Raw genomic sequence first — 5808 nt, 5'->3', positions numbered from 1 at the left:
CCCTCCCTCCCACCGACATCACCACAGGACGGGGGCGCCCCTGCGCGCTCCCCGGACGGTGAGCTGTCCACCCCGGTCCTGGGCGACGTGATCTCGGTGCCACCTCCCCTGGAGGCGACCTCAGAACGAGCACCCGGCGGCGAAGCTGCCGGACGGTCTCCCGGTGGCGGCACCCCCGCGGCGCCCGCCTTGGACGGCGGACGTGCCCCATCCCCCGCGCACCCGTCCGACCGCAGCAGGAGCAGCGACGTCACCCGCAGCAGGAGCAGGAGCAGGAGCATCGACGTCATCCGCCGCGGCAGCCCGACGCCCGAACTCAGTCCCCGCGGTGAGGCGGACCCGGCCACCGCGGCGGCCCTGTTCGCCGATCCAGCCCGTGCCCGAGCCCTGATGGCCCTGGCCGACGGCAGGTCGCTCCCCGCCTCCGTACTGGCCGACGAGGCGGGAGTCTCCGCGCAGACAGCAAGCGCGCACCTGGCGAAACTGCGCGAAGGGGGCCTGGTGACGGTCGAGAAGTCGGGCAGGCACCGCTACTACCGCCTCACCGGTCCCGAGGTCGCCACGGCCCTGGAAGCCCTCACGGCACTCGCTCCGCCCCGCCCGGTCCGCTCCCTGCGCGCCCACAGCCGCGCGGCAGCGCTGCGCCGGGCACGGACCTGCTACGACCACCTCGCGGGAGACCTGGGTGTCCAGGTGACCGCGGCACTGGTCGCGGCCGACGCCCTGCACCCCACCGACGGCATCCCCGACACCCGCCGCCGTCCCCACGACCCACTCTCCTCCCCGCTCCCCGCACACCCTTACGCACTCGGACCCACAGCTCAGGAGGTGTTCGCCTGCCTGGGCGTCAATCTCTCGGAGACGATCAGCCCGCCCCATCCCACGCGACGCCCCTTGCTGCGGTTCTGCCTGGACTGGACGGAGCAACGCCACCATCTGGCGGGCCGTCTGGGAGCGGCCCTCCTCACCGCGCTCCTCACCCAGCGGTGGCTGACCCGGGGCGCCCGCCGCAGAGCCCTCATCCTCACTCCCGAAGGAGCACGGCATCTCGCGGCGGCCCTCCCCCTGCCGGGGAACCTCACGGAGGAACGCGACGATCCCCCGTAACCCGACGTGGGCCGATCCGTGCACCCGGCCAGGGCCTGCCCTCGCGGGTGTCCCTCGCCGGGTGCACGGACCAGCCACAGGGATCAGCCGAGCTTGGCCGCCTGCGCTTCGATGACGGCGGTCGGCTGCTCGAAGGCCTCGCCCCGGGTGATCGCCGCGATGTTGAAGGACGAGAACCCTGCCAGCGTGGTGCCCTGCCGGAAGACGACGACCTTGGTGTCGGCGGACGTACCGTCCTGCTCCGTCCCCACGGTCCAGGCAACGGCTTCCTCACCCACGGAAAGCTTCTCCTCACTGACCTTGGTGACCTGCTGCTTGTCTCCGTCGGCCGTCATCGCGAACCCTCCGGCGCACTTCTTGCCGGCCTCCCGCAGCGTGGCGAGGGCCCGCTGGGCGCCGTCAGCCTTGTAGGACCACAGGGAGGTCAGCGTCTTGGTGACATCGAGCGAGTCGAGCATCGCCTCCTCCGCCTCCCCTTCCTTCATGTCCGCCATCTCGTCCGTCGACGGCAGGTCCTTCTTGGCCGCCTCGGCCTCGTGGACGACGAGCCGCTGGACGCGCGCCGTCGGCTCACCCGTCGGCAGGGACGACAGCACCTGAGCGACGGGCTTGCACTCGGCCCGTTCGACAGAGACAGAACCGGGCTCGAAGACGTCGCTCTTCCCCGGCACCTTGACCTCGTGGCCCTTGACGTCCCCCTCGGCAACCACGCGCTTGTCCAACTCGCCGGCCGTGAGCGCCTTCGCGACCGGCTTCCCGGCCCCCGCGTCGCCGCGTGCCTCCTTGCCCTCACCGCCCTCTGCGTCGCCACCGCAACCGGTGACCAGAAGCGCGACGGAGACCGCGGAAGCGGTCAGGACGGTACGACGTATGGCAGCGACTCGCACTGTGCATCTCCCTGTGCTGTTGTTCCTGCGCTGGGACGGCGCAGATCATGCAAGCAAGACCAGCGTGGCCGCGGCACGGTTGTGCTCGAAAGACCGACTGTTCGTGAATCGAGATGCGGCTGCGGGAGGTGCGGAACGGGAGAGCAGGAAGGCGACGAGGACCGAACCCGATGGCGGCCGAGACGAACGCGGGGGATTCAACCGGCCCTTCACTTCGACCTCAGGGCCCAGCTCGCCACCGACGTCCTCGATCCGGACGGAACCACCGGCATTCCGCGCGCTCTTCCTCAGCCGCTGACAGCGCGGTGGCAGGACGTCCTCGCCGGTGCCCGTCTTCCCGTGCGGAACCAACTCCACTCCTCGCCCGCCCGCCTGCGCCGTTTTCGCCTGCGCCGAGGGAGCACGATGACGAGCCACCGACTCCCTCAGCGGCGGTCGATGCCGGCCACCACGTAGACGAGGTGGTGGACGCCTTCTCCGCGGAGGTCGAGGTGCTCCGTGTACGGCGAGCTTGCTCCGCAGCACCGGTACCTCCAACGGGCGGACGCCCCCTCCACAGCCGGCCACCTGTCTGACCTTCTGTTCCCCTGCCGCTCAGGCTGTGGTCCTGCGGCGGAACTCGCTCGGGGTGGTGCCCCGCTGTCTCTTGAACGCGACGCTGAACGCGAACGGATCTGTGTAGCCGACGGCGCGGGCGACATGAGCGACACTCGAGGACTCTTGCTCGACGAGAAGGTCCGCCGCCAGTGTCATGCGCCAGCGCGTCAGGTAGGTCAGCGGCGGCTCGCCCAGCAGATCGGTGAATCGTTTCGCCAGCGTCGAGCGGGAGACCCCTGTACGCCGGGCCAGTTCGCCCACCGTCCACGGCGCGGCCGGCTCGGTGTGCAGGAGTCGCAGCGCCTGGCCGACCACCGGGTCCTTCTGGGCGGTCCACCAAGCCGGGGGGTGGCCGCCGGGCTGGTCCAGCCAGGTGCGCAGTGTGCAGACCAGCATCCAGTCAAGGAGTCGGTCGAGCACGACCTGCTGGCCGGGTTCGTCGCGGGCGACCTCGGCGGCGAGGTGGTCCAGCACCGGGTCGCCGGTGTCTGAGGCGTCCACGCGCAGCACGACGGGCAGCGCGTCCATCAGTTGCCGGCTTATCTCGCCGCGGACCGGATAGGCGCCGACGACCAAAGTCGTCGCAGCGCTGTCGTCGCCGCCCCCTTCGCCGGGATCGTGCCAGCCCAGCCGATGCCGGGTGCCGCCCTGCTCGGGCGTCGCGCAGTCCTGTCCGCAGACGATCGGCTCGACCGTGCTGCCGGGTTCGTCGACGAACGTGAATGTCGTGGGACCGCGCACCACGATCGTGTCGTGGGGGCCGAGGCGCTCAGGCGGACGTCCCTCCGGCACGATCCACCCTGCCCCGGTGAGGACGGTGCACAGGGTCAGCGGCGCACCGTCCACGAAATGCAGTGACCAGGGTGGGGAAAGCGTCGAACTGCCGAACAGGGAGCCGCGAGCCCGCACCCCGCGGAACAGGTCACTGGCGACGTCCACGGCCACAGGGTAGACGATCGCAAAGGTATTGCGGCTTCTTGCCCATGTGAACGTGTGGCCGGAGCGGGTTCAGTGGTTGTCATGACGCCAAAGACTCACCTTGTTCTCGGCGCCACCGGCAGGACGGGCCGCAGGATCGCTGCTCGACTTCGGCTGCGCGACACACCGGTACGAGCCGCCTCCAGGTCGAGCCCGGCCCGGTTCGACTGGTACGAGCCCGACGGCTGGGACGCTGTCCTGCGAGACGTTGATGTGGCCTACGTGGTGCCCCCGCCCGTGCCGGGTCCCGTGCACGAGTTCGTAGCGCGGGCCGAAGCCGCCGGAGTGCGGCGGCTGGTCCTGCTCTCCGGGCGCGGTATGGACGGCTGGGGCGACTCCAGCTTCGGACGGCACATGCTGTCGGCCGAGGAAGCCGTACGCGGCTCGTCACGGGAATGGACCGTCCTGCGGGCCTCGAACTTCGCCCAGAACTTCGACGAGGACGTCTTCCACGCGCCGCTGGTCGCGGGCGCACTGGCACTTCCGGCCGGCGAAGTGCCCGAGCCCTTCATCGACGTCGAGGATCTCGCCGATGCCGCAACTGCGGTGATGACCGAAGGGGACCGGCACGCCGGACGCGTGTACGAGTTGAGCGGACCCCGCTCCCTCACCTTCGCCGAAGCCGTTGCACTGATCTCCCGGGCGTCCGGACGGTCCCTCACCTACCGTCGCATCACCGCGGAGGAGTACGTTTCGTCCCTCGCCAGGCAGGGCCTGAGTCGGCACGACGCCGAAGACGTCGCCGCCATGTTCGCTCTGATGGAGAGCGGCCTGATCGCCGAGACGACCGACGAACTGGCCTCCGTGCTGGGACGTACTCCTCGAACCTTCGAGGAGTACGTCGTCCGGGCAGCCGCGGCGGGCGCCTGGGACGAGCGATGAACCACCAGGCACGTCTCCCCTCCCGGCACAGTCGACGCTGCCGTGTGCACCGGTTGCCCATGCGGGCGACGCGACGCCTCGCGATACCGCCCCGTATCCACACCCCGCAGACGGAAGCATTGACATGAGCACTGACGACAACAACTCGCTGACCCTGGTGGTCACCGCACACCCCGGTTCCGACTCCCTGACTCACCACGTGGCAGAACGGCTCGTGTCGGCCCTCCGCCCCAGGGCGGTAGAGGTGGCGGACCTGCACCGCGAGCAGTTCGACCCCAGGTTCACGCCGGAGGACCGCCGGGCCTACCGCGAAGACGGCAACCACCCTCCCGATGTTCTCCGCGAACACCGCCGTCTCGACCGCGCCACCGACCTCGTCCTGGTCTTTCCCGTGTACTGGTGGTCTATGCCGGCGCTCCTGAAGGGCTGGATCGACCGCGTGTTCGTCAACGGCTGGGCCTTCGAGTTCTCGGCCGAGTCGGGTGTGCGCCCCCGGCTCCAACGGCTCACCACACATCTGCTGCCCATCGCCGGTGCCGACTCCGGCACATACGAACGCCACGGATACGAACGGGCGTTGCGAACGCAGATCGAGCACGGCGTCGTCGACTACGTCGGAAGCCGCCGCGGTGCCGCCGCGTTCCTCCACGAATCCGAGCAACTCTCCTCCGCAGCCACGGAAGAGAGTGTCACACGCGTCGTACGCACCATCAGCGAGGCCGTACGGGCGGAGAAAACCGTTGCCGGGGTTTGACGCGATGGATGAGCTGGATGGGTTCCGACGGACACTGTGAGGACGCTGGAAACGAGCATCTCGCCGGGCCCTTTCGTCGCGGGGGCGGGTCGTCCTCGACGCGTGCCGCGCGCACGGCGTGGAGGCGTACGCCGAGGAGGACGGGAAGCTCTACCTCGTCACCCCGGGGAACCGCGAGCGCCGGTCCGTGCCTCGTATTCGGGCTTCAGCCCGGCCCTCATCAGATCCGCAAGTCGATCGACAAGAGCGCGGTACCGGCGCTGGCACAGCTCGTTCTTCGTGGGCATCGGGCACGGCTCCCAAGGGGGCGTGCACAGCAGAGCTGCGCCACGTGTGTAGTGCATATGTACTGCACGCCGGAGACCCCTCCGCCCTCCCGGGCAGAGGGGTCTCTGACCTGCTGCTTTGCTGTGCCCCCGGCAGGATTCGAACCTGCGACACCCGCTTTAGGAGAGCGGTGCTCTATCCCCTGAGCTACGGAGGCGTGCGGAATGGTGATCCGCGGTGCCTAGCCTAGCGGATGGGGGATCGGCATCGGCAACGTCGTTCGGCGTGGGCGGCCGGGTCAGTAGTGGAGGCCGTGGCCGAAGGGGTAGAGGGGGC

Annotated in this window: 5 protein-coding genes and 1 tRNA gene; 3 read left to right on the top strand and 3 right to left on the bottom strand. The window is 69.8% G+C overall.

Annotated features, from left to right (window positions below; translation table 11 throughout):
* On the top strand, nucleotides 1-1107 hold a 1107-nt coding region (locus AB8Z75_RS28990), incomplete at its 5' end, for an ArsR/SmtB family transcription factor (protein WP_369207114.1).
* An 83-nt stretch (nucleotides 1108-1190) separates the two neighbouring features.
* Here AB8Z75_RS28990 and AB8Z75_RS28985 read toward each other — a convergent pair.
* Nucleotides 1191-1994: a hypothetical protein gene (locus AB8Z75_RS28985; RefSeq protein WP_369207112.1), complete on the bottom strand. Its 804-nt coding sequence runs from the start codon at nucleotides 1992-1994 to the stop codon at nucleotides 1191-1193.
* Between the two features lie 594 nt (nucleotides 1995-2588).
* On the bottom strand, nucleotides 2589-3530 hold the full coding sequence (locus AB8Z75_RS28980; protein WP_369207110.1) for a cupin domain-containing protein: 942 nt from the start codon (nucleotides 3528-3530) through the stop codon (nucleotides 2589-2591).
* An 81-nt stretch (nucleotides 3531-3611) separates the two neighbouring features.
* Here AB8Z75_RS28980 and AB8Z75_RS28975 point away from each other — a divergent pair, with 81 nt between their 5' ends.
* Both AB8Z75_RS28975 and AB8Z75_RS28970 read left to right on the top strand, forming a co-directional pair.
* Complete coding sequence (locus AB8Z75_RS28975; protein WP_369207108.1) at nucleotides 3612-4451, top strand: SDR family NAD(P)-dependent oxidoreductase; 840 nt, start codon at nucleotides 3612-3614, stop codon at nucleotides 4449-4451.
* A 124-nt stretch (nucleotides 4452-4575) separates the two neighbouring features.
* Nucleotides 4576-5205: an NAD(P)H-dependent oxidoreductase gene (locus AB8Z75_RS28970; RefSeq protein ID WP_369207106.1), complete on the top strand. Its 630-nt coding sequence runs from the start codon at nucleotides 4576-4578 to the stop codon at nucleotides 5203-5205.
* Nucleotides 5206-5616: 411 nt separating this feature from the next.
* Here AB8Z75_RS28970 and AB8Z75_RS28965 read toward each other — a convergent pair.
* A tRNA-Arg gene (locus AB8Z75_RS28965) sits at nucleotides 5617-5689 on the bottom strand.
* Between the last annotated feature and the right edge of the window lie 119 nt (nucleotides 5690-5808).

The organism is Streptomyces sp. PU-14G, assembly GCF_041028275.1.
GTDB lineage: Bacteria > Actinomycetota > Actinomycetes > Streptomycetales > Streptomycetaceae > Streptomyces.
Note: the sequence above shows the minus strand (reverse complement) of the source record. Positions and strands in the feature narration are given on the sequence as shown.